Origin of the sequence: Bacillus sp. FSL L8-0167 (assembly GCF_038630295.1) — a bacterium.
In the GTDB taxonomy this organism is placed as follows: domain Bacteria; phylum Bacillota; class Bacilli; order Bacillales; family Bacillaceae; genus Bacillus; species Bacillus safensis.
In genome coordinates, this window is sequence record NZ_CP152027.1 from 922,618 (window position 1) to 946,323 (window position 23,706).

General features: G+C 40.4%; 24 protein-coding genes. 9 read left to right on the forward strand and 15 right to left on the reverse strand.

Annotated elements, in window-relative coordinates; translation table 11 throughout:
- Positions 1–26: 26 nt before the first annotated feature.
- The 5 genes from MHB66_RS04640 to MHB66_RS04660 all read right to left on the reverse strand — a co-directional run bounded on the left by MHB66_RS04640 (position 27) and on the right by MHB66_RS04660 (position 6,817).
- A complete protein-coding gene (locus MHB66_RS04640) occupies positions 27–1,391 on the reverse strand; it encodes an enolase C-terminal domain-like protein (RefSeq protein WP_034282254.1) in 1,365 nt (454 codons plus the stop codon).
- A gap of 27 nt (positions 1,392–1,418) precedes the next feature.
- Positions 1,419–2,795, reverse strand: a complete 1,377-nt coding sequence (locus MHB66_RS04645) for an MFS transporter (RefSeq protein ID WP_046310382.1) — start codon at positions 2,793–2,795, stop codon at positions 1,419–1,421.
- A gap of 65 nt (positions 2,796–2,860) precedes the next feature.
- Positions 2,861–4,327 (reverse strand): alpha-ketoglutaric semialdehyde dehydrogenase GucD, encoded by a 1,467-nt coding sequence (gene gucD / locus MHB66_RS04650; RefSeq protein ID WP_034282252.1) that lies wholly within the window; start codon positions 4,325–4,327, stop codon positions 2,861–2,863.
- Between the two features lie 21 nt (positions 4,328–4,348).
- Complete coding sequence (kdgD, locus tag MHB66_RS04655; protein ID WP_046310385.1) at positions 4,349–5,275, reverse strand: 5-dehydro-4-deoxyglucarate dehydratase; 927 nt, start codon at positions 5,273–5,275, stop codon at positions 4,349–4,351.
- A 180-nt stretch (positions 5,276–5,455) separates the two neighbouring features.
- Complete coding sequence (locus MHB66_RS04660; protein ID WP_046310387.1) at positions 5,456–6,817, reverse strand: alkaline phosphatase; 1,362 nt, start codon at positions 6,815–6,817, stop codon at positions 5,456–5,458.
- A gap of 353 nt (positions 6,818–7,170) precedes the next feature.
- Here MHB66_RS04660 and MHB66_RS04665 point away from each other — a divergent pair, with 353 nt between their 5' ends.
- Together MHB66_RS04665 and MHB66_RS04670 are read left to right on the forward strand one after the other, a co-directional pair.
- Positions 7,171–8,001: a C40 family peptidase gene (locus MHB66_RS04665; protein WP_041116968.1), complete on the forward strand. Its 831-nt coding sequence runs from the start codon at positions 7,171–7,173 to the stop codon at positions 7,999–8,001.
- A 452-nt stretch (positions 8,002–8,453) separates the two neighbouring features.
- Positions 8,454–9,854, forward strand: a complete 1,401-nt coding sequence (locus MHB66_RS04670; protein WP_034282247.1) for an amino acid permease — start codon at positions 8,454–8,456, stop codon at positions 9,852–9,854.
- A gap of 64 nt (positions 9,855–9,918) precedes the next feature.
- Here MHB66_RS04670 and MHB66_RS04675 read toward each other — a convergent pair whose 3' ends face one another.
- The 3 genes from MHB66_RS04675 to MHB66_RS04685 are packed head-to-tail and all read right to left on the reverse strand — an operon-like array spanning position 9,919 to position 11,739.
- Positions 9,919–10,209, reverse strand: coding sequence for a hypothetical protein (locus MHB66_RS04675; protein WP_024425288.1), 291 nt, complete (start codon positions 10,207–10,209; stop codon positions 9,919–9,921).
- Positions 10,197–11,255, reverse strand: coding sequence for an anti-sigma factor (locus MHB66_RS04680; protein ID WP_046310389.1), 1,059 nt, complete (start codon positions 11,253–11,255; stop codon positions 10,197–10,199). The genes MHB66_RS04675 and MHB66_RS04680 overlap by 13 nt, the downstream gene beginning before the upstream one ends.
- Positions 11,248–11,739, reverse strand: a complete 492-nt coding sequence (locus MHB66_RS04685; RefSeq protein ID WP_024425287.1) for a sigma-70 family RNA polymerase sigma factor — start codon at positions 11,737–11,739, stop codon at positions 11,248–11,250. The genes MHB66_RS04680 and MHB66_RS04685 overlap by 8 nt, the downstream gene beginning before the upstream one ends.
- 370 nt (positions 11,740–12,109) lie before the next feature.
- Between MHB66_RS04685 and MHB66_RS04690 the strand changes: the two genes are divergently transcribed.
- Positions 12,110–12,712, forward strand: coding sequence for a 1-acyl-sn-glycerol-3-phosphate acyltransferase (locus MHB66_RS04690; RefSeq protein WP_024425286.1), 603 nt, complete (start codon positions 12,110–12,112; stop codon positions 12,710–12,712).
- Between the two features lie 39 nt (positions 12,713–12,751).
- Here the strand turns inward: MHB66_RS04690 and MHB66_RS04695 are convergent, their stop codons facing one another.
- Together MHB66_RS04695 and MHB66_RS04700 are read right to left on the reverse strand one after the other, a co-directional pair.
- Positions 12,752–14,083, reverse strand: a complete 1,332-nt coding sequence (locus tag MHB66_RS04695) for a hemolysin family protein (RefSeq protein ID WP_034282244.1) — start codon at positions 14,081–14,083, stop codon at positions 12,752–12,754.
- Between the two features lie 58 nt (positions 14,084–14,141).
- Positions 14,142–14,582 carry a MerR family transcriptional regulator gene (locus tag MHB66_RS04700; RefSeq protein ID WP_034667702.1) on the reverse strand — a complete coding sequence of 147 codons (441 nt, stop codon included), beginning with the start codon at positions 14,580–14,582 and terminating at the stop codon, positions 14,142–14,144.
- 337 nt (positions 14,583–14,919) lie between these two features.
- On the opposite strand from MHB66_RS04700, the gene MHB66_RS04705 reads away from it, so the two are divergent.
- Both MHB66_RS04705 and MHB66_RS04710 read left to right on the forward strand, forming a co-directional pair.
- Positions 14,920–16,302: a hemolysin family protein gene (locus tag MHB66_RS04705; protein ID WP_041116973.1), complete on the forward strand. Its 1,383-nt coding sequence runs from the start codon at positions 14,920–14,922 to the stop codon at positions 16,300–16,302.
- Positions 16,303–16,392: 90 nt separating this feature from the next.
- The gene (locus MHB66_RS04710) at positions 16,393–16,785 is read left to right on the forward strand and encodes a hypothetical protein (RefSeq protein WP_046310392.1); all 393 of its coding nucleotides are present in this window, start codon (positions 16,393–16,395) and stop codon (positions 16,783–16,785) included.
- Here the strand turns inward: MHB66_RS04710 and crcB (MHB66_RS04715) are convergent.
- The 3 genes from crcB (MHB66_RS04715) to MHB66_RS04725 are packed head-to-tail and all read right to left on the reverse strand — an operon-like array spanning position 16,782 to position 18,264.
- Complete coding sequence (gene crcB / locus MHB66_RS04715) at positions 16,782–17,147, reverse strand: fluoride efflux transporter CrcB (RefSeq protein WP_034282241.1); 366 nt, start codon at positions 17,145–17,147, stop codon at positions 16,782–16,784. The genes MHB66_RS04710 and crcB (MHB66_RS04715) overlap by 4 nt on opposite strands.
- Positions 17,148–17,543, reverse strand: coding sequence for a fluoride efflux transporter CrcB (crcB, locus tag MHB66_RS04720; protein WP_046310394.1), 396 nt, complete (start codon positions 17,541–17,543; stop codon positions 17,148–17,150).
- Between the two features lie 4 nt (positions 17,544–17,547).
- Positions 17,548–18,264 (reverse strand): glycerophosphodiester phosphodiesterase family protein, encoded by a 717-nt coding sequence (locus tag MHB66_RS04725; protein WP_046310396.1) that lies wholly within the window; start codon positions 18,262–18,264, stop codon positions 17,548–17,550.
- A 305-nt stretch (positions 18,265–18,569) separates the two neighbouring features.
- Between MHB66_RS04725 and MHB66_RS04730 the strand changes: the two genes are divergently transcribed.
- The 3 genes from MHB66_RS04730 (at position 18,570) to MHB66_RS04740 (ending at position 20,685) form a co-directional block, all read left to right on the forward strand.
- Positions 18,570–18,671: a YhdX family protein gene (locus tag MHB66_RS04730; RefSeq protein ID WP_017360338.1), complete on the forward strand. Its 102-nt coding sequence runs from the start codon at positions 18,570–18,572 to the stop codon at positions 18,669–18,671.
- A 164-nt stretch (positions 18,672–18,835) separates the two neighbouring features.
- Positions 18,836–19,924, forward strand: a complete 1,089-nt coding sequence (locus MHB66_RS04735) for a mechanosensitive ion channel family protein (protein ID WP_046310398.1) — start codon at positions 18,836–18,838, stop codon at positions 19,922–19,924.
- Entirely contained in the window at positions 19,921–20,685 is a 765-nt protein-coding gene (locus MHB66_RS04740; RefSeq protein ID WP_196769435.1) for an NAD-dependent protein deacylase, read from the forward strand. The genes MHB66_RS04735 and MHB66_RS04740 overlap by 4 nt, the downstream gene beginning before the upstream one ends.
- Before the next feature lie 40 nt (positions 20,686–20,725).
- Here the strand turns inward: MHB66_RS04740 and MHB66_RS04745 are convergent, their stop codons facing one another.
- Complete coding sequence (locus MHB66_RS04745; RefSeq protein WP_046310400.1) at positions 20,726–21,580, reverse strand: polysaccharide deacetylase family protein; 855 nt, start codon at positions 21,578–21,580, stop codon at positions 20,726–20,728.
- A gap of 296 nt (positions 21,581–21,876) precedes the next feature.
- Between MHB66_RS04745 and dat the strand changes: the two genes are divergently transcribed.
- A complete protein-coding gene (gene dat / locus MHB66_RS04750) occupies positions 21,877–22,734 on the forward strand; it encodes a D-amino-acid transaminase (protein ID WP_041116980.1) in 858 nt (285 codons plus the stop codon).
- 45 nt (positions 22,735–22,779) lie between these two features.
- Here dat and MHB66_RS04755 read toward each other — a convergent pair whose 3' ends face one another.
- On the reverse strand, positions 22,780–23,286 hold the full coding sequence (locus tag MHB66_RS04755; protein WP_034282233.1) for a universal stress protein: 507 nt from the start codon (positions 23,284–23,286) through the stop codon (positions 22,780–22,782).
- Positions 23,287–23,706 lie beyond the last annotated feature (420 nt).

The following is a 23,706-nucleotide window of genomic DNA, read 5'->3' on the forward strand; positions in this document are numbered from 1 at the left end:
GGGGAATACAATCATTTACAGTCAAACTACCGAATCAAACACGGTTTTTTCGGGTCGAATGTCCAGCCATTCATGAGATATTGCATCTGAATGGCATCATTTCTTGCACCAAGCTTCATTTGTTTATATAAACGGTTGGCTTCCTCTATCTTTTCTAGATCAATTTGAATACCCAGCCCGGGTTCTTGTGGCACTTTGACACGACCTTCTTTGATTGAAAGTGGGTTCCTTGTTAAATGCTGGCCATCTTGCCATATCCAGTGGGTATCAATCGCTGTTATATGACCTGGTGCAGCAGCGGCAACGTGTGTAAACATGGCCAGGGAAATATCAAAATGGTTGTTTGAGTGTGATCCCCAAGTCAAGCCGTTATCATGACACGTTTGAGCGACTCTAACTGAACCTTCCATTGTCCAAAAGTGCGGGTCCGCCAGTGGAATATCAACTGCATGTAATTGGATGGCGTGTGACAATTGACGGAAATCAGTTGCGATCATATTTGTAGCCACTTGAATGCCGGTAGCTCGTTTGAATTCGGCCATAATTTCTCTTGATGAGAATCCGTCTTCTGCTCCACATGGATCCTCTGCATATGCAAGCACATGTTGTTTTCCTTTGCAAAGCTGAATGGCTTCATCAAGAGACCACGCTCCATTAGGATCAAGTGTGATGCGAGCATTTGGAAAACGTTTTGAAAGAGATTCTACAGCTTCCATCTCTGCTTCCCCGGAAAAGACACCGCCTTTTAACTTGAAATCCTGAAATCCATAGCGTTCATAAGCCGCTTCAGCCAAACGGACAATGTCCATCGGTGTTAGTGCTTTTTGACGCCTTAGCCGGAACCAGCTGCAAGATGAATGATCTTCTTTCAAATAGGGGAGAGGGGTTTTCATTTGATCCCCTATGTAAAATAAATACCCAAGCATGTCAACGACCTGTCTTTGTTGACCTGTTCCTAATAAAGAGGCAACCGGTTCTTCTAAAAATTGACCTAATAAATCCAAGAGAGCCGCTTCTATCGCTGTAACAGCATGTATTGTTGTCCGTAAGTCAAAGGTTTGATTGCCTCTCCCGCTTCTATCGAGGTCTTGATATGTTTGCTGCACCGATTGCAGGATGGCATGATATTGCCCAATTGGTTTTTGGAGGACAAGTCTGGCGGCTTTTTCAAGTGTTTGTCGAATGTTTTCACCGCCGGGAACTTCTCCGACTCCTTGACGGCCACTGCTGTCTGTTAGTATGACAACATTTCTTGTGAAAAAAGGTCCATGCGCTCCGCTTAGATTCAAAAGCATACTGTCATAGCCGGCAACAGGAATCACCTTCATGTCAGTAATGTAAGGGAGATTGTTTGCTCGTTCCTTTTTGACTTCTTTTAAGTATTGATTCATATATATCCTCCTTTATATAAAGCGCTTTCAAATGGAGCTGGATGGGACTTGGGCCGGAGGTGTTGAAGGGGGTTCTTTTAACTTCACACGTTTAATGGGACCCACAAGGAATAAATAACTTAAGATTGCAATAACGGCATTACTGCCGACAAAGACGAGCGCACCACTGAAAGAGCCTGTCGCATTGACAATATATCCAATGATAATGGGTGTTGTAATGGATGCAATGTTGCCAAAGGTATTAAATAAACCGCCGCTTAACCCGGCACATTCCTTTGGGGAGGTATCTGATACAACGGCCCAGCCAAGTGCACCGAATCCTTTTCCAAAGAAAGCAAGCGACATAATCGCAACAACAATCCATGAAGACTCTGTATAGTTGCAGATGATCATACTGCATGAAAGAAGCATGCCGATAATAATGGGTGTCTTTCGTGCGAAAGTAAGCGATTTCCCGCTTTTTAATAAAAAATCGGATAACAAGCCGCCAAGGATTCCGCCTAAAAAACCGCAGAGAGCTGGCAGGGAAGCAACAAAACCTGCTTCGAGAATGGACATTCCTTTTGCTTGAACCAGATACACAGGAAACCACGTCAAGAAAAAATAAGTGAGGGTGGTAATGCAATATTGAGCAATATAAACCCCAATTAACATCCGATTTGAAAGTAATTGTTTCACGTATGGCCATTTGGATTCTTTGTTTTGCTGGCTCTTTTCATCGTCCATTGAGGTCAAAGCCCCGCCTTTTGATATGTAATCGAGCTCTGCTGCGTTAATTTTCGGGTGTTGTTTTGGATTATAGACGGTTTTTATCCAAAGAAAAGACAGCAAAATACCGAGGATTCCCATAACAACAAAAACAGAATGCCATCCTAAAGAATGTGTAAGCCAGCCCATAATTGGAGAGAAAATGACAAGCGCAAAATACTGAGCTGAATTAAAGAAAGCAGAAGCTGTTCCACGTTCAGAACTAGGAAACCATGCAGCCACTACACGGCTATTGCCTGGAAAGGAAGGAGCTTCCGCCAGCCCTACTAAAAATCGCAGGGTAAAAAGGAGAATAATCGCAGTACCCGCTGTAAAAAAACCTATGGCACCTTGAAACAATGTAAACAAAGACCAAAAGAAAATACTGCAGGCAATCACCATTTTAGAACCGAATTTATCCAATAAATAACCGCCAGGCAATTGGCCAATGACATATGCCCAGCCAAAAGCAGAAAAGACATAACCCATTGATACAGAGCTAAGACCAAGGTCATGTTGAACAGAATCTCCAGCAATAGAGAGGGTAGCACGATCTGCATAATTGACAGAAGTGACAAGAAACAGCATGAAGACGATAAACCAGCGGACAGACGTTTTTTTATCAGTTTGTGAAGCATGGAAGAGGTTATTTATCATCATTTCTTCTCCTTTTCTAAAATAGAGAATTGAGGAGGGCAGATGCCCTCTCAAATGCTTCAATTTTACGATTTAATGAAAACGGTTTGAATGGCTGTAAAGAATTCCTTTGCCGCTTCTCCTTGTTCACGAGAATGAGAGCTTGATTGTTTCATTCCACCAAATGGTGCCTGTAACTCTACACCAGCACTTTCTGCATTAATTCTAATGAGCCCAGCTTGGATATTCTGAATAAAGGACAGCATACGACCGATATTTTGTGTGAAAATAGAAGCGCTTAAGCCAAAAACCACATCATTGGCAATGTGAAATGCTTCATTGATATCTTGCACTTTGATTAAAGCAATGACAGGACCAAATATTTCTTCTTGAGCGATGGTCATGTCTGAGGTGACATGTTCGAAAATAGCAGGCTCAATAAAATAACCATTCTGATAATCACCATCTGTTAATGGTTCCCCGCCAAAAAGGAGGGTGGCACCTTCTTTTTTTCCAGTTTCAATATAGGAAAGGCATTGATCAAGCTGCTGTTTGCTTGCGATCGGACCCATCCATACGTCTTTTTTTAAACTGTCCCCAATAGTGATCTCTTGCGTTTTTTGAACGAGTTTTTCTTTAAAGGCATCATAGATGTCTTCTTGGACAATGACTCGGCTCGTTGCTGTACATTTTTGTCCAGTTGACCGGAAGGCTCCTGTAATGGCTGCTTCTACCGCAAGATCAAGATCCGCATCATTGGCTACGATAACGGGGTTTTTTCCTCCCATTTCAAGCTGATACTTAATCCCGCGATCAAAGGCTTTTTGACCGATGGCTTTACCCGTTGCATTTGATCCAGTAAATGTAATTCCTTGGATATTTGGATGTTCAATCATTCCTTGACCTACGACAGCTCCCGATCCTGTGACCATATTGACTACTCCTTTTGGAAGGTGGGCATCTGCAAAGCAGGCCATGATTTTTGCGCAAGTAACGGCAGTTTCTGTCGCAGGTTTAATGACGACCGTGTTCCCATAAATGAGTGCAGGAGCCATTTTCCAAATAGGGATGGCAATAGGGAAATTCCAAGGAGAGATGATGCCTACAACACCTAATGGAACTCTTTTAGTGAACATGAGTGCCTCTCGGTCAGTAGAAGGGATGACATCGCCTTCTTTGCGCATTCCTTCGCCGGCATAGTAGCGGAGAATGGCTACACCGCGTGCCGCTTCTCCTTTTGCCTCAGGCAGAGTTTTACCCATTTCTTTTACAGCAGTAATGGCAATGTCATCGAGACGTTCTTCCAGCAAATCAGCTGCTTTATAAAGATATTGTCCTCGTTCTGCACCTGATAAATCTCGCCACATCGTCTTTGCTTCATGAGCTGCAGTGATGGCTGCGTTTACATCTTCGAGACTTGAGCGCTGCACATATCCAGCAGCCTCCTCTTTGTCGGCAGGATTTTGAATGGGGATCACTTCTCCTGTGGAAGCCTTTACCCATTCACCATTGATATAATTGAAGTACGTTTTTTGTTTCACTGAAGTGGACATAATATGAGCTCCTTTCTTTCGTTAATTCACAGCCGCTTTTTTCGGGAAGCGTTCCATTGCGTGCTGTAAAATGTTCTCTAGTTCTTGATAGTGTTCTTTTTCTACAGGAACAACAGGCGGTCTTGCTGAATTGCGGACAGAATGTCCCATGATGTTCATGCCGGCTTTAATGAGTGAGACGGCATAGCCCTTTCTCTGTTGGCGAATCCGGTTAATCGGTAGAATAACAGTTGTGTAAATGTCCTTGACCGTTTCTTGATCACCCGTTTTTAGTGCGTGATAAAACATTCTTGAGATGTGCGGGATATAATTAGAAATTGCGGAGGAATAAGAATGAAAACCAATCGGTAAGTAAGCCGGCATTGTGACCTCTGCCATAGGCAATCCATTTATATAGCTGAGCCTGCTGCCTATTGTATAGGAAAGATTCACGTTTAAATCCATATCACCGACCCCATCTTTTACACCAACAAGCTGTTCAAAAGAAGTGAGCCGTTTGATTTGCTGCACAGAAAGAACAGCATTATCTCGTTGATATAAGATGGCATTTAGGTTTGTACTTTCTATAATGGTTTTGGCGTATTCATATAGTCCTTCTTGTTCACCATGAATTAAATAAGGAGGGAGTAATAAGTAACCGTCAACGCCTTTTTCCTCGGAAATTTTCGCCCACTCCAGTGCAGTATTTAAATTTCCGCCAACTCCTGAATAAACAGGAACTTGACCACCGGCAGCTGCAAGTGCCACATCAATCATTTGCTCGTACTCTTTTTGACTTATAGACTGAAATTCTCCCGACCCACATGCAATAAAAATGGCATCGAGCCCTTCGTCTAGTAAGAATTGAATGTTTTGAAATAGTGCTTCCTCAGAAAGCTGACCATTTGCTTGAAAAGGAGCGATAGGAAAACCTAATATGCCTTCTGGTGCTCTTCTACCTTGAATCATAGCTAAAAACCTCCTGTAATTTGTTAAAAAGAAAGGTAAGCGCTACCAAAAACTCTTTTGTTTAATTGTAAGACAAATAAACAATTTGTCAATATCTTTATTTTCAGAAATTTCAACTGGAAGATTGAACAATAAAAAGAGCAGGCATTTTCTACACCTGCTCTTACAATGTTCTTCGTTTTATTGATGAAGTAATTTAAAGATATGTTTCGCTTGATCTGTATTTTCCATCAGACCTTTTAGCTGCTGGCTTGTTGGGCCATACGCAAAGAATGGCACTTCGTCACCGGTATGACCAGATGTTGTCCAGCCTGTATGTGATCTCGTGTTGATCACTTCTTCAATCGCATCATCAATTTTAACAGTATCCTTTGTTTCAGCGGCCTTTTGAATAGATGCTGTTTCTTCTTTTGTGAAATCAAGATTGATATATTTTTTCAGCGCTGACTCAACAGTCATGCCGCTGACAATTTTGTTTGCGATAAAGTCAGGCGTTTTTTTCGCTGCTTTTACCGGTTTGTAATCCCAGCTGCCTGAACCGTCTGCTCCGAAGGAAAGTCCGCCAGTTGAATGATCTGCGGTCGTGATGACTAACGTGTTTTTATCCTTTTTCGCAAAACGAATCGCTTCTTCAAATGCTTTTTCAAAATCCTTCATTTCGCTCATTGCACTGACAATATCATGATCATGACCAGCCCAGTCAATTTGACTGCCTTCGACCATAAGGAAAAATCCTTTTTTGTTTTTAGACAGCTGTTTGATAGCTGAGGATGTCATATCTTGCAGGGAAGGGGTCGTTTGATCACGATCAATGGCTTTATCGAGACCTCCATCAGCAAAAATGCCTAACACTTTTTCATTTTTGTTTTTTTGTAAGGCGGCTTTATTGGTGACATAATCATAACCGGCTTGTCTGAATTCCTTCGTCAGATCACGATCCTTTCGGACAAAATCGACAAGTCCTCCGCCAAGCATGACATCGACTGTATGCTGTTTTCCGATTTTCTCATCGAAGAAGTCATCAGCGATGGCTGCAGTGTTTTTCCTAGACACATCGTGAGCGGCATACGCAGCAGGCGTAGCATTTGTTAATTCAGATGTCACGACAAGACCCGTCGATTTTCCCTTTCGTTTGGCTTCTTCTAAAACGGTTTTTAGTTTTTTGCCGTTTTTGTTTACACCAATGGCATTGTTGTATGTCTTTTTACCAGTGGCCATGGCTGTACCAGCTGCTGCTGAATCGGTAATGTTACTTTTAGAGTCGTCAGGGTATGTTTTATGCATGCCAGTGAGGTAAGGGTCAAACGCTGTTTGCTTTGAAAGGTCACCGTTGTGTTTAAATGAGCGGTAAGTTGAAAGATAAGGTGTTCCCATGCCATCTCCAATCAGCACGATCACATTTTGCACGTCATTTTTCGGCTTCTTTTTAGCCTCAGCTTTGTCAGCTTGTCCAAATTCAATCCCTGAAAAAATGCCAATCGATAGCACAGATGCTGCTGCCACTGCAGCAATTTTCGTTTTCGAGCTTTTCAACACACTCATTCATTTTGCCTCCTCATTGTTTATGTATCGCTCTTACGTTTACAATGGTAGAGCAGAAGTGTGGATTCCTCTTTACAGCACCGTAAAGTTCACTTTAAAATTGTAAAGGTCCACTTTACATAGAATGAACCAAAAAGAGAAATGAATGTATCATTTATCCATGACAAGATGCGATTATTTTGTCATGATTGTGTAATAAAAATGAAATAAAAAGAACCCTAAAAAAAAATAAATTTTGCCGAATTAATAAGCATAATGTCGTAGGAAGTCAAGACTATTTCTTCTGGTATTTGATCCTTATAATAGGGAGTAGATAAAAATTCGGATCAGATAGATACATACAGGAGGAACAAATGAAAAAACAATTGATCACAGCTGCAAGTGCAGTTCTACTTGGGACGACATTATTTGCCGGCGCTGCCTCAGCACAATCAGTAAAAGTTCAAAAAGGTGACTCTCTTTCTGTTCTAGCGAAAAGATACAAAACAAGCGTGAGCAAAATTAAATCAGACAATAAGCTGAAATCTAACGTGATTTATGTTGGACAAACCTTAAAAGTGAATGGCACTTCTTCGAAAAAAGCAGTGAAGACATCAAAAACAACAACAAAAGTAAAAACGGCTTCAGCAACTGCCACTCATAAAGTTGTCAAAGGTGATACATTATCTAAGATCGGCAAAAAATACGGGATGACTGTGAAAGAGTTGAAATCGTTAAATAAACTTAAAACAGACCTCATTAAAATCGGGCAAAAGCTAAAGGTGAAAAAGACGTCTAAAGTAAAGGCGAAACCTGTGAAAGAAAAAACAGTCTCTACTTCTTCCTTAAACACGTCTAAGCTCATAGCAGATGCTAAAGCGCAAAACGGTACTCCATATAGATGGGGTGGAACGACACCGAAGGGCTTTGATTGCAGCGGATTTATGTGGTATATCATTAACAAACAAAAAAAGATTTCAAGACAAACAACTGAAGGTTTCTGGGGATCGATGAAAAGTGTATCCAAACCAAAGGCTGGAGATTTTGTCTTCTTTACAACGTATAAATCGGGTCCATCTCACATGGGTGTCTACCTTGGGAACAATAAGTTTATCCATGCTGCTTCTGACGGTGTAACGATCAGTGATATGACATCAAGCTATTGGAAGCCTATTTATCTTGGAGCGAAAACATTTGTAAACTAATTCATTTTAAGAGACTGCTATGAAGCAGTCTCTTTTTTCATATATCATTTGTGCCGCAGAACTGGTCTTTTTCTCATAGATCACTATCGGTCTAAAGGCTTTAAAATAACATAATTGTGACCCCGCTTTTAAAAAAAGGGTCTTATTTTTGTTGAATAATAAGTATATGAAAAAAATATAATCTTCCATGTTGTATCATAAATAGAGGGAGACAAACTATCAATTGAATAAGGATTGAAGAAAATCTAACCGTTTTATTGACAATATTTTCGTTGATATATAAGAATTTCCACTCTATTTTTTAAAAAAGTGTTTTCATTTTTTAATTTTCATATATAATAATTTTACGCCACCAATTTATTGCGCTAAATTTAATCTAAATATTCAGAAAATATTGTGAATTATATGAATGTGGCGTCTTTAGACTGATACTAAGTTTTGGGAGTGATGGTATGAGCAATTCGTTGTTTAGAAAAAAGAGCATTTCAGAGCTCATTGCGGCAACACAAGGGGAAAAAGCATTAAAAAAGGAATTGGGTTCATTTGATTTAACCATGCTGGGCATTGGAGCCATTATCGGGACAGGGATATTTGTTCTAACAGGTACAGGAGCCGTCACTGCGGGGCCAGGACTTGTGCTATCATTTGTCATCGCAGGTCTTGCTTGTTTGTTTGCAGCACTGTCATATGCGGAATTTGCTTCCACAGTGCCTGTATCAGGGTCTGTGTATACATTTACGTACGCATCAATGGGGGAATTTCTAGCATTCATCATTGGCTGGGATTTAATATTAGAATATATGCTGGCCGCTAGTGCCGTTTCAGCGGGCTGGTCAGGCTATTTTGTGTCTTTTTTAAATGGGATAGGGATTCATATACCAGTTGAGTTAACAGCAGCTCCAGGTGGTTTAAAGGGGCACGTGACATATTTTAATCTTCCAGCATTTATTATTTTAATGGTCATCACCTTCCTGCTGTACTTTGGTATTAAAGAATCAAAACGAGTAAATAACATCATGGTTATTATGAAAATTGCTGTGATTCTGCTCTTTATTTTAGTCGCTGTGAAATATGTAAAACCTGAAAACTGGACACCATTCGTTCCATTTGGGACATCAGGGGTCTTAAGTGCAGCAGCCCTAGTATTCTTTGCATTTATCGGGTTTGATGCAGTTGCTTCTGCGGCAGAGGAGACAAAAAATCCATCACGTAACCTGCCTAGAGGAATTATTACTTCTTTATTGATTTGTACGCTGCTTTATGTCGTTGTCAGTGCGATTATGACGGGCATCGTTCCTTTTATGAATTTTGAAGGAGTATCACATCCAGTGTCTCTCGTTTTACAAGTAGCCGGACAAAACTGGGTGGCTGGTATTGTGGATGTCGGAGCGATTCTAGGGATGACAACCGTGATGCTTGTCATGCTGTACGGCCAGACACGCGTGATGTTTGCTATGTCTCGTGATGGCTTGGTGCCAAAGGTATTATCAAAAGTTCACCCAAAGCATAAAACTCCTTACATCAATACATTGTTCTTCGGTACATTGTCAGCATTAATGGGTGGATTTATTCCACTTGATGAGCTGGCAAGTTTAGTGAACATCGGGACACTTTCAGCATTCATTTTGATATCAGTGGCGGTCATTGTGATGAGAAAAACGCAGCCGGACTTACCGAGAGCCTTCAGATGCCCGGCAGTTCCGCTTATTCCGATCTTAGCTATTCTATCTTGCGGATTGCTCATTTATAAGCTTGGTGCAATCACCTTTGTACGTTTCTTAATCTGGCTTGCCATTGGGCTGGTTGTGTATTTCTTATATTCAAGAAAGCATTCAGAATTGAATAAAAAATAAATGAAAAAAGCCCGTGATGCTTGGCATTAGTCAAGTAACACGGGCTTTTGCTTTTGAGTGCTGATTAAAAACCTAATTGAAGATCGACATCGATTGATACGATGGCATAGACACAAACAATGACAAAGATATTCAGTACGACACCGAGGAAACCTGGACCCGTACGGCCTTTTTTAATGAACAGTTCAATAATGCCAAATGGAACTGCGGCCATTGCAAAAGGAAGCATTTGAAAAGAATAAAATGTCACGTTGCTGATAATGGCGAGGTTTAGCATGAGCAGGGATAATATCGCTGTGCCGACAGAAATCCAGCCAAATACATTATGCTCTTTAAAAATTCTTACCAATTCCATAATTCCACCTCGCTCACTTTTGCCGTTTTAATGCGTTTTGTCTTTACAAATTTCTCAATCTCTTTTGAAGGCCCAGTGACCACAGAGCCATAAACCGTGACGCCATTTTGATCGATATAGCGTATACGATTAGACAGGTCAAGATCAGGTCTGCCAGAGATCGTTGTTGCCCATGTCGGGTGCTGATTAACATAAGCAAGGGCATCTTTGAATTGATCTACCTCAGTTTTTGATGTGTGCTGAAGCTCTTTTAAAAATTCAGAGTCCTTCCCAGGAAAGCCGATTGGCCGCTGATTTCCACTTAATGAATCCTCTGTTTTAATCGCATTCCACAGCACTTTCATATCGTATTTTTTAGCAAAGGAATAAACATCCTTTGGTGTGTAAGCTCTGTCATAGGATACATACACTTCACTTACTGTTCCTTCAGGAAGCTTGTCTAACGTAGTGAGTGTTTGTTTTTTTGAGGCATCTGCCTGCGCCGAAGGATGGGTAAAGAAACCCTCCGTTTCGCGTGCGCTGTCACCATAATAAGAGATGGTAGGCTGCTTTAATTTATCGAAAAACATCTCGATTTGTTCGCTGCCAATAGCTTCTGTTTTATTGCCAATTTGCTTTTGCAGCTTCAATTCGGTGTTCATCCCAAAAAGTTTGACCTGACCTTTTAAATCCTTCATATCAATGGCCACGTTTGGTTTGGTTAAAGCGACGGTGACAGCTGCTGTTTCCATGAAGTGATTGCCTTTGCTCTCGGCGCCGCCAACGCCGTAGTATAAATAACTTCCTAATGTACAAAGCGGTAAAATAATGAGTGTCGATATGACAGCAAGTACGGAAATACGTAAATATGACTTTCTTTTTCCGTATTGTAAAATGGCTTTTTGCTTCTCAGGACTGATGGAAAAATCTGTCCAATCTGAGTCGTTCAGTTCCTGGCTTAAGCGTTTTTCGTTTTCTTCAAGTTCTTCTTCAAACGCTATCATTTCTTCCTCATTCATCTCACCATTATTATATTGTTCCCATCGCTTGTTAAACTCTTCATTCATCATTAACACCTCTGTTGTAAAGTGCTTTTAGGCGCTGCCTTGCACGAAATAAAACACTTTTAAAATTTGCTTCAGTAATATTCATGACCTTGGATGCTTCCTTGTAATTTAGCTCTTTTAAATAATACAATGTCAACGCTTCCTTGTAGTTATCTGGAAGCTGCTCCAAATACATGGTGAGAACTTCCTTTATTTCAACCTGTTCAGCAGGGCTTTGTACAGACGTTTGTAAAAGACCGCCAATGAGGTCATCCGATATGGTCACTTCTTTTTTATGTTTCCTGACATAATCAATAAAAGCATTTCGTGCCACCTGAAATAACCAAGGTTTCACTTTGCTATGGTCGTAGGAATGAATATGTATATACGCACGCATAAAGGTTTCCTGCAATAAGTCTTCTGCCAAATGTTTGTCTTTTGTCATGGAGAGCAGAAACCTGTAAACATCGTTCATATACATTTGATAAATTTCATCGATCGTCACTGATTTTTCTCCCCTCTATGTTATACACGCATAAGAAAGGCATAAAGTTGCACGAAACTTCTCATTACCGTACATTACTCATTTCTTTCGCCGAATCAAAATCATTTCTCCTTATCATAGCGAAATTTGCATCATTTATAAAGTATTTTCAATAGAACAAATCAGGAAAAAACATCGAAAAACGACAAAATTGGACACAATTCCTATTCTATTCTCCCCTAAAACCTTGTGCTTGAATACAGTCAGAACGTTCATTTTAAACGAAAAAAATAGGGAGGATTGGACTGCGTACAAATTTTTAGTACCAGGTAATAAAAAATTTGTTATAATAGAGACAAATCCTTCATTCTTCAAACAAAGGAAGTGCACTATGTATAAATTTTCAGGCTATACCGTCAAATTATTATTTGGTCTCCGAGGTGGAATCAAAGTATATCAAAAAGAGAATCTGCCAACTGATCGGGGTTTTGTCATTGCTTGTACACATGAGGGTTTTGTGGATGTTCTTGCATTAGGCGCAGGAATTCTTCCGTTTGAGATCCACTACATGGCGAAAAAAGAATTGTTTGCAAATAAATGGATCGGTGGATTTTTAAAAAAGATTCATGCCTTTCCAGTTGATCGAGAGAATCCTGGGCCAAGCAGTATTAAAACGCCCATTAAATTATTAAAAGAGGGAAAGATCGTTGGGATTTTTCCAAGCGGCACACGTACTACAGAGGATGTTCCTTTAAAAAGAGGAGCGGTTACCATTGCGCAGCTCGGTAAAGCGCCAATTGTTCCAGCCGCATACAAAGGACCTTCAAATGCGAAAAGCCTTTTCAAAAAAGGGAAAATGCGCTTAATCATCGGTGAACCGATTGAGCTGTCTGAATTTGACCATCTGCCGCCAAAAGAAAGATTAGGTGCCATGACAGAAGTATTAAACACAAGAATCAAAGAGCTAGAAGCTCAATTAATGGAAAAGGCATAAGAAAAACGACCGCTTGCTTAGGCAAGGGTCGTTTTTGTCTTAAGAAGCGCCTTCTTCAGCTGCTTCTAATAACTGTTCATTTAACTTTTTTACTTCGATGTATGCCACATGGTGTCCATCGACTTCATTAATAATAAATTCATAGCCTTGTTCACGAATGGCGTCATTTTTCTCTACTTCATATTTCTGAGTAAGGAACCAGCCGCCGATTGTGTCGACCTCTTCATTATCAAGCTGTATACCTAATAGCAGGTTGACTTGATCAACAAGAACCTTGCCATCAAAGATGTAATGGTCTTCTCCAAGTTTACGCACTTCGTTGATTTCATCAATGTCGAACTCATCACGAATTTCACCAACGATTTCTTCAAGGATGTCTTCAACAGTGACAAGACCTGCTGTACCGCCATATTCATCTGATAAAATGGCCATGTGTACACGTTCACGCTGCATTTTGAGCAGTAAATCATGAACAGGAACCGTTTCAATCACATGAATAATCGGATTTACAAACTTTTCGATCGTATCGCTTGTAGAGCACTCACCGCTAATGCAGGCAGTGAGAACCTCTTTAATGTTAAGAACACCGATAATGTTGTCTTTGTCGCCATCTTCAATTGGATAACGTGTATATTTCTCTACCTTTGTTACCTTCAGCATTTCCTCAATGGTAATATCATATGGGAAGCTGACAACTTCGGTACGAGGAATCATAATTTCTTTCGCCAGACGGTCATCAAATTCGAAAATTTTATTTACATATTTGAATTCAGACTGGTTAATCTCGCCGCTCTTATAGCTCTCTGATAAAATAATCCGCAATTCTTCCTCAGAGTGCGCCATGTCATGCTCAGATACTTGCTGAAGACCGAACGCTTTCGTTAACAAACGAGCAGATCCATTTAATACCCAAATAAACGGGAACATCACTTTGTAAAAGATCATCAGTGGTCTAGCAAAAAGAAGGGATACTTGCTCAGCCTTTTGAATGGCGAGTGTTTTCGGTGCAAGTTCTCCAACGACAACGTGTAAAAACGTCATGATACTAAACGCAATAATAAAAGTGACAATAGAACTAGCTGATTGAGGAATGGACAGCTCTGCAAAGAGCGGCGCAAGCATATGCGCAATTGTTTCTTCCCCTAACCAACCAATACCAAGGGCGGTAATGGTAATACCAAGCTGACAGGCTGATAGGTACTCATCAAGATGAGTCGTTACATGCTTGACAGCAACTGCTGTTTTATTACCTTCTGCGATTAACTGATCAATTCTTGAGCTTCTTAAGCGAATGATCGCAAACTCTGATGCAACGAAAAACGCGGTTAAAGCTATAAGTAAAGCGACTATGAGTAAATTAACTATGTCCAATTAAGGCCTTCGTTCTGACTTTGAGAACGAAGGTAACACCTCCTGTTTAGTAAAAATTTTAACTTAACAGCAGTAAAAATGATTGGACAGCCGTCATTTTTTCAGGAGTAAGCTGCTCTTTTAGTTTTTCACGTTGTTCTGGCTGAAGCTGCTTACAACGTGCCAAAATGCGGTCCATATGCTCATTCATCCGATCGATATCAGAGGTTAAATGGACAAGTTCATCATGATCTTCCTTTTGAGAAGGGAATTGTTCATCTAATCTGGATTTGATGTCAGAAAGAGCCAATCTCTGCTGTTTGCAAAGAACGATTAATTGTAATCGTTTTAAAGCATATTCATCGTAATAACGATAATTTGAGCAAGATCTAACAGGCGCAAGCAAACCTAGATTTGTATAATAATCTACAGTTCGTTTCGTCACCTGTGCAATCTGTGCTAGTTCACCAATACGATACTTTTTCTCAGCCCCATCTGAACATCTCCTCCTAACCGTCACGTTATAGTTTATGAAAATAGTTTAATATAATTCTAGTCTGAAACACAAGTTAATTGTTCATATTTCCTGCCAATAAGAAGAAACAGAGGAGGATTTCCCTCAATTTAGTCAGTCATGTCAAAAACAGCATGATGATACAGGAATTTTCAGATTATTTATGGTAAGATAAAATGAATACCGTTTCATATATATGTAGAGAGGCGGAATTTTACGTGAACCGGAGGTGGTTAAGTGGGGCCCTCAATGTAGTCTTATTTAATCAGTTAACCGTTTTGCAAAACATAACATCATCAATCAGGAGGTGACTCCTTGTTCTTCTAAGAAAGAGCAAGGTTAAATGGACGATATTGTTAATCTGAGTATAGTCGGTGTTTTGATTGCTTTAACAGCTTTCTTTGTTGCATCTGAATTTGCCATAGTAAAGGTGAGAAGTTCAAGAATTAATCAGCTTGTTGCCGAAGGGTCCAAAAAGGCCATCATGGCGAAAAAGGTGACATCAAGGCTAGATGAATATTTGTCAGCCTGTCAGCTCGGTATTACAGTGACATCCCTTGGTTTAGGGTGGATTGGTAAGCCGGCTGTGAAAGAACTTTTGGTTCGAGGTTTTGGTTTGACAAACATTCCTGATTCAGCAATCAGCCTGATCTCAGCAACACTTGCGTTCTCTATTATTACCTTTTTGCATGTAGTTGTAGGTGAGCTTGCACCAAAAACGCTTGCCATTCAAAAGGCGGAAAAAATGACGCTATGGCTGTCTGGCCCGCTGCATGCATTTTATATCCTTATGTTCCCTTTCATTTATGTGTTAAACGGATCAGCCCGTTTGCTAACTAAAATGATGGGCATCGATATGGGGTCTGAAAAAGAACATTCCCATTCTGAAGAGGAATTGAAGATTTTATTATCTGAGAGCTTAAAAAATGGGGAAATCAACCCATCAGAATATAATTATATGAACAAGATTTTCGATTTCGATAATCGAATTGCCAGAGAGATCATGATACCGCGGAGAGAAATTTGTGCGATTCCAGAAGATATGCCGTTAGATGATATCCTCGCCATCATGACGCAGGAAAAGTATACACGTTTCCCTGTTTTTTCAGGAGATAAAGACCATGTCATCGGCATGCTGAACAAAAAGCAGCTCTTTGCAGATCTTGTGTATCAAGGAGAAAAAGATCAACTGAAAATTCAAGATTATATATATCCAGTGATTGAGGTCATCGACACGATTCCTATTCAAGAGCTTCTCGTTAAGATGCAGCGTGATAGAATGCATATGGCGATCTTAACTGACGAATATGGCGGAACGTCTGGACTTGTCACAACGGAAGATATTTTAGAAGAGATTGTCGGAGATATTCGAGATGAATTCGATGAAGATGAGCAGCCAGTTATTCAAAAAAGAGCCGATCATCATTATGTTTTAGATGGCAAAGTGAGATTAGATGAAGTTCAAGATTTGATCGAGATCTCTTATCATGATGAGGAAATTGATACAATCGGCGGACTCATCTTAAAAGAGAATATTGATATCAGAGAAGGACAATCCGTCTATCTTGATGATATTCGAATGAAAGTGCTGGAAATGGATGGACGCTACGTTAAAAAGATCGATTTGAAAAAAGGCGTCACATCGTCAGAAAAAGGCAGCGCACGCACTGGGCTTGATATAAAGGAGCCGCTTTTAGTAAACGAAATGACCTTGAGCGAAAAATAAGCTCAAGGTTTTTTTAGGTATTTAGTCTCTTTTATACGAATATATGTTCGGTATATAATAAGAACAAACGTTCGATAGAGGGGGATGGACATGCTTTGGTATGAAACAGCAAGTATCACGGAGAAAAAAACCTCAATGAAACGAATTGAGTTTCATTTAAAGAATTTCAAAAATTATCAAGCAGCAATCTTAAATATCGAAAGGCAGCTTGAAAAAAGAAGCCCGCATCATCTCGACCACATAACACGGAAAAAGTTAGAAGAACAAAAAAGTCAGTATGAACTCATCGTTGCTTGTATTGAAACGGCATTAAAAGAGTTGGACGAAATAGAGCAGCAGCTCATCGATTACAAATATTTTCGAGATTGGCGGATGGCAAAGTGTGCAATGGAAATTGGCTATAGTGAAAAAACACTCTTTTTGATGAAGCGCCAGCTCATGGATCAGCTGCTCATCAGCTTAGCCGCCATTACCAATATTTAAAAAAGATGCTGTCCTATTTGATAAAACGCAGCAAAGAGACATAAAGACCCGATGATTGTGACCAGCAAGTAGACAGCAAGAAGTCCAATTTGCCGCTCATGCAGCATGGACGCAGCTTCTACACTAAATGTAGAGAATGTTGTAAAACCACCGAAAAACCCAGTACCAATGATCATAAGCAGCGGATCATTGTCAGACACTGCACCTGTCAGTAAACCTAAACCGGCAGCGCCGAGTAAGTTGATGAGAATAATACTATACGGAAAACGAGTATGAAACTTGGTTTTCTGAATCGATTGACTGAGGAAAAAACGAAGGGCACTGCCCATCCCGCCGGCAACAGCTGTATAAAATACAATCATTTATCTGCTTCCTTTCGGCTGCTCATTTTGTTGAAAGAGGCGCTGAGCGGTGATCAGTCCACATAAGGCAGCGCCCACTCCAGCAATCACTGAGAGTAGAATGTACATGATACTTGATGTGAACAGTCCATCCTGTAATAAGAGAACCGTTTCTTTAGAAAAAGTGGACATTGTCGTAAAACCACCGCAAAATCCTGTTCCGATCAATGCAGCAAGATATTTTTTTCCTTTCCGAAACATAAAATATCCTGTTGAAAAGCCAAGGAACAGACTGCCTGTCATGTTTTCAATCAGTGTTGCATAGGGGAATGTCTGGCTGACAACGGATTGGCTAAGTTCATATCTGCAAAGGGTACCAACCAATCCACCGATAAATACGGCGAGATATGCTTTCATTTAATCATTTCTCCTTTAGAAAAAATGGCGGGTGATCCGTCACCACTCCATTAATGAGGTATGTTTTCATCCTGTCGGCTGTTTTTTGATCTTTCACTGTCCATATAAAGACATCCATTCCAAATGAGTGGATGCGGTCAATCCACCATCTGTTGATCATCGTTTTCTTCATATTAAGGCAATTCGCAAAGGAGCTGTACTCCGCTAATTTCCTTTTCGTCAGTTTAAAGGCAGAGGGTTTTATAATAAAAGCTGTTCGAAGAGAAGGGGCGTAAGCTTTGACTCTTTGAAGTGCATTGGCATCAAAAGATTGAACCATGATGTGACGGGAATAGGCAAACCGGTTGATGATGTCGACAACTGCCTTTTCAATCCCAATCTGCCGTTTTGGATGCTTGATCTCAATCAGTATCCCGACACGATGAGTGTACCTTTTAAGAATTTCCTGTAAGGTGGGAATTCGTTCGTTGGCGTACTGTGAATCAAACCAGCTTCCTGCATCCAGTTTCTTCAGCCGATCAAGTGTATAACTTTTCACTAAGCCGCTTCCGTTAGTTGTTCGATTAACGGTATCATCATGGATGACGGCTACGTGCTGATCCATTGTCAGCTGGACGTCTAACTCAATATAATCCGCACCTTGCTGAACAGCTAAATCAAATGCGGCGATTGTATTTTCTGGGGCAGCGCTTGAAGACCCTCTATGCGCGATAATATACACATGCTCCAGCTCCTGACATAAGTTCTGGTCTTATCATATCAAATTTTTGCTGTTTTTCCTTCTTTACTATATGGAACGAGGGAGAGCTGTATGTAATGGAACATGGCGTGTGGTGAGAAAGCATCGTGTATAAAAGGTGAAAAGTTGCAGGAATATCCCAAGCTCTTATTGAGTAAATCTGAACTACATCATTTTTTCTTCGATCAATTTTGTCCAAATCGTCAGCGTTCGTCAAAATATTAGTGCTTTCGTCATGTTGACTGAAAATTCTGATGTTTTATAATGATGAAAAGGAGGCGAGATGATTGGGTAAAGGGAGAATTAGAGTGGAAGAACGTATTAAGGCTGAAACGGATGCTGAAATGTTTAAAGCGACTCTCCTTGATCAGGCTCAGAAGAAAAAGTAGTTTGCTGCCCGTCGATATGTCTCTAGCCAAAATTTCATATTTGAACTTCATGCCTCGGGATCAGTCCCGAGGCTTTTTATGTAGAGGTCAGACATTTAAGAGAGGACATGAACGAAGGTTATATTATAAACTAGAGAGGATTGTTTTAAAGGAGAGAGACAGACATGTTTACACAAAAATGGATGGATACATATTTTACAGTAGATATTGCGATCCAAATTGGTATTAGCCTTTGTATTTTATTGCTTTTTTTATTGCTTCGGAAAGTATTTACGAAGTATTTATTTCAGCTTCTGTTTAGGCTGACGAATCGGTCTAAAACGGAGGTCATTAACCAAATTGTTGTGGCATTTGAAAAACCAGCCAGGCTGTTTTTCGTGGCACTTGGTTTATATTTTGCGTTAAGACAGGCACCATACTTTGAGCATCATATGGATATCATCGTTAAATTGTATAGATCTTCTATTATATTAATGCTGACGTGGGGGCTTTGTAATTTAACCGCTGCATCTTCTTTCTTGTTTCAAAAGGTCAATTCGAAATTTGAATTAGATATGGATGATATTTTAGCACCATTTTTATCAAAGGTACTTCGTTTCATTATTATTGCACTGAGTATTAGCGTCATTGCACAAGAATTTAATTATGACGTAAATGGACTTGTGGCAGGGCTTGGTCTAGGTGGTCTAGCATTTGCGCTCGCTGCTCAGGATACAGTGGCTAACTTTTTTGGAGGGATAGTCATCATTACGGAGAAGCCTTTTACGATGGGCGACTTTGTGGAGACACCAAGTGTACTTGGGACTGTGGAGGACATTACATTTCGAAGCACAAGGTTTCGAACACCTGCTGAAGCCGTCGTGACCGTTCCGAATTCTACGCTTTCTAAGGAGCCAATCACAAACTGGACAAGAATGAATAAACGTCAGATTACGTTTTCTGTTCGCGTTTCCTACAATACACCAAAGGAAAATATTGATCAGTGTATTAAGCGTCTCAAACAGATGCTTCACGAGCATGATGGGGTGCATAAAGAGACGATTATGGTAAATCTCGATGTACTGGCAGACAGCTATTTGAACTTGTTTTTCAATTTTTACACAAACACGACAGCTTGGTCTGAAAACCTTGATATTAAGCAGGATATTAACTATCGCATCATAGATATTTTCCACGAGGAAGGCGTAGAATTTGCTTTCCCTGGTCAGGCCATTTATATGAAACAAAAAGGTGAGAAGCAGCTGGGTGAATGAAGGAGGAATGGTGCGTGGATCAAACAAAAGTGAAAGCACTAAGAGAGAAATTATCACAGGCTTCACATATCACAGTACTCTCAGGTGCAGGTATGAGTACAGAATCGGGTATTCCTGATTTTAGATCAACGGGTGGTCTGTGGACAGAAGATACTTCCCGCATGGAGGCGATGAGCCGGTCCTACTTTTTATCAAACCCTCATCAATTCTGGCCGAAATTTAAGGATTTGTTTCAAATGAAAATGAGTGGAGAATACGAACCAAATAGCGGGCATACCTTTTTAGCCAGCCTTGAGCAACAAGGGAAGCATGTGGATATTTTTACCCAAAATATTGACGGTCTTCATAAAAAGGCGGGAAGCCAGCATGTATATGAACTCCATGGCTCCATTCAAACGGCTACTTGTCCATCGTGCCAGGCGGTATATGATCTGCCTTATTTATTGAAAGAAGAGGTGCCGGTCTGTCAAAGGGTTTCCTCAGACGGCAGTACGTGTGGACGTGTGCTAAAAACAGATGTTGTCCTATTTGGCGATATGGTCAAACATTTAGACCAAGTGGAGACATCACTTCAGAAAACGGACATGCTCCTCGTCATGGGGACTTCCCTGGAGGTAGCGCCAGCAAGGTATATTCCAGAAGATGCAGCTCATGATCCTTCCATCTTCATGGTGATGATGAATTTGAGTGAAACAGAATTCGATCCGCTCTTTGATCTTGTCTTTCATGAGCGAATTGGCGATCTCGTGAAAGCTTTATAAATCATTAAAAAACCCGCAACCTAAAGGTGCGGGTTTTACTTTATTGCTGCAGCGGCTTCATTGTTTCATCAAGGACTTCAAATGTATAGCCCTTTGCCTTTAGCTGCGTGATTAAGCTGCTTAAGTATTTTGCCGTCGCCGGCTGATCATGCATTAAGATGATTTTTGGTTCTTTTGGATATTTTGTCTCCAGCACTTGCAGCTGATTTAATACCTCTGGTACATATTTTGAGCTTTTATATTTCCAGTCAAGACTGTCAATGGTCCAGTCCCAGTAGACAAAGCCTTTTTGTTTTAAACGTGCTTTTTGCTGATCGGTTAAATTTGGGGTGCTGCCATAAGGTGTTCTTACAAGATGGGTATACTCACCTGTGACAGAAGCCAAAATGCGCTGATCTTCCTTCATCTCGTTAACAGGAGAATCACTTTTTTGATAAAAGCGTTTCACATCATGGGTAATACCATGAAGCCCTAATTGATGACCTTCTTGATGGAGTCTTTTCACAGCTGCCGGGTGTTCTTTAATCTGCGGTCCGAGCATAAAGAATGTGGCTTTCACTTGATGCGCTTTTAGCACATCTAACAGCTGATTTGAAGTCGCTGATGGACCATCATCAAAGGTTAAAAAGATCGTTTGATCCGTTATATGTTTATTTGAATGGATCTTAAAATGTGCATCTAATGTTTTCCGAGAAGCATCTTTTGCTTTCATACTAGTACTTGTGTCCCTAAATTGACTGCTCGCAGACAATTTCGCCGGCTGATCTGCTGCCTGCATATTGGTTTTGGACATATCCCAAATAAAAAAGAGGATTAGTGTCAGGATGACAAAACCAATCGCCTTTGAGAGCAGCATTGTGTTTGAAGGTGTCTGTTTTTTTTTAACCCGTTGCATTACAATCGCTCCAATAAATCAAAAATTTGTGTCGAATCATGTAGTGGATTCTGTCTTATTTCGCTGTTTTTTGTCGTGTTTATATGGAGTAAGTATACAGGAAAAAAGAGCCTATGAATATAGAAGATGCTAAAAAATTGGAATCTTTTTGGTTATCAAACTATATTTGTTACAATAGAAGGTTATCCATTTCATACGATGTGAAATAATTCTGAATAATCATTGAAACGAACCCATTTATCCGCTAAGATAGCATCAGATTCAACCATTATTGCAAAGCGAAGGGGAGATTCCATATGAAAATATTGTACAATGGAGATTTCATTGAAAAAAAGGATGCACATGTTGATATTGAGGACAGAGGCTATCAATTTGGTGACGGAGTCTATGAGGTCATCCGTGTATACAATGGTACTTTGTTTACGTTAAAGGAACATACAGAGCGTCTGTTCAAGAGTGCAAAGGAAATTGGCATTCATCTGCAAGGTACAGTATCAAATATGGAAGAAAAGTTACAACAGCTCGTCGCTCACAATCAATTAACAGATGGCGGTGTGTATATTCAAGTCACGCGGGGTGTCGCCCCTCGTAAACATCAATATAGTGATTCTCTTACTCCTCAAATCACGGCATATACGTTCCAGGTGAAAAAGCCTGTTCAAGAGCAGAAAGCTGGGGCAAAGGCCATTTTATCTGAGGATCTTCGCTGGTTAAGGTGTGATATCAAAAGCTTAAATCTTTTATATAACATCATGGAAAAGCAGAAAGCATCTGAAGCTGGTGCGTTTGAAGCAATCCTTGTGAGAAACGGTTTTGTGACCGAGGGAACCTCCTCGAATGTATATGCCGTGATTGATGGCGTGATTCGTACTCATCCTGCAAACAATCTCATTTTAAACGGCATTACTCGTAGAAAGCTGCTGGAGGTATGTGAGGAAGAAGGATGTACGGTTGAAGAAACTCGTATAAGCAAAGAAGAACTGCTGCGCGCTCAGGAAATCTTCATCAGCTCGACGACAGCTGAAGTTATTCCGATTGTTGAAATAGATGGCGAGCCCGTAGGGGAAGGCGTTCCAGGAGAGCTGACAAAGCGCGTACAGGAAGGCTTCCAGCAAAAAATTAAACATGAAAGTGAAGCATCCATCTCTTCATAAATAAAAAAGGCTGTAAACCAATGTTTACAGCCTTTTGTGATGCATTTATTTCACAATAAGCACAGGTATATCTGATTTTGCTGATAACTTTTCACTCACACTGCCAAACAGCATTTTTTTCAATCTGCTTTGGTCACGTGCTCCCATGACGATGAGGTCTGCTGATATTTCCTCCGCATATTCGATAATCGCTTCTGCTGGTTCTCCTTCTACAATTTCAATGGCAGCCTCAAACTGCTCCTCATTTAAAAGCATTCGTGCTTCCGCAACGACCTCTTCTGTATGGTCTTCAAAAATCAAGGGACTTTGCTGTTCATCGTGAGGTACATATACAGGGGGAGTTTGAAGATCTGCCGTACCGCCGCCGATATAAGCTCCGCCAGTCATTGGGCGCGGTGCATCAAACACCTGTCTGTCTGTTTTGCCATCATGTGCATAGGTAACGGTCAGCTTGGCATGCAAGGTTTTAGCTAAAGCGATTGCCTTTTTTAATGCTTTCTTACTGTCTTCATGTCCATCAAACGCTACGACCATCCGATCAGCTTGAAACAATGTCCTCATTCCTTTCAAAAGGAGTCTTTACACTCATGGTATACCCGTTAATAGAAAAAGATACACATGAAGGAGAATGATTTTTGTTAGAAAATTTCATTTATTGAAAAATATTTATTGACAAAATAGTGACAGCCGCTATAAGATAAAAAAAGATTCAAGAGCCAAAAGGAGGAAATGTCATGTGCAACATTGGAAGAATGAAACCAAACTGCATGAATGGGTTGATTCACGTGACAATTACACCTTCATTGGTCATTGAAAAGGAACTCGTCTGTTCCAATTGATCGGATGAATCAAGGCGTATGTTGCGTATTTGTCAACATGCGCCTTTTTACATGACGAAAAGAGGCGTACCAGCAAGCTGGTGGCCTCTTTTTTTGTTGAATTCATTTCGCATTTCGAAATAATGGGATGGAG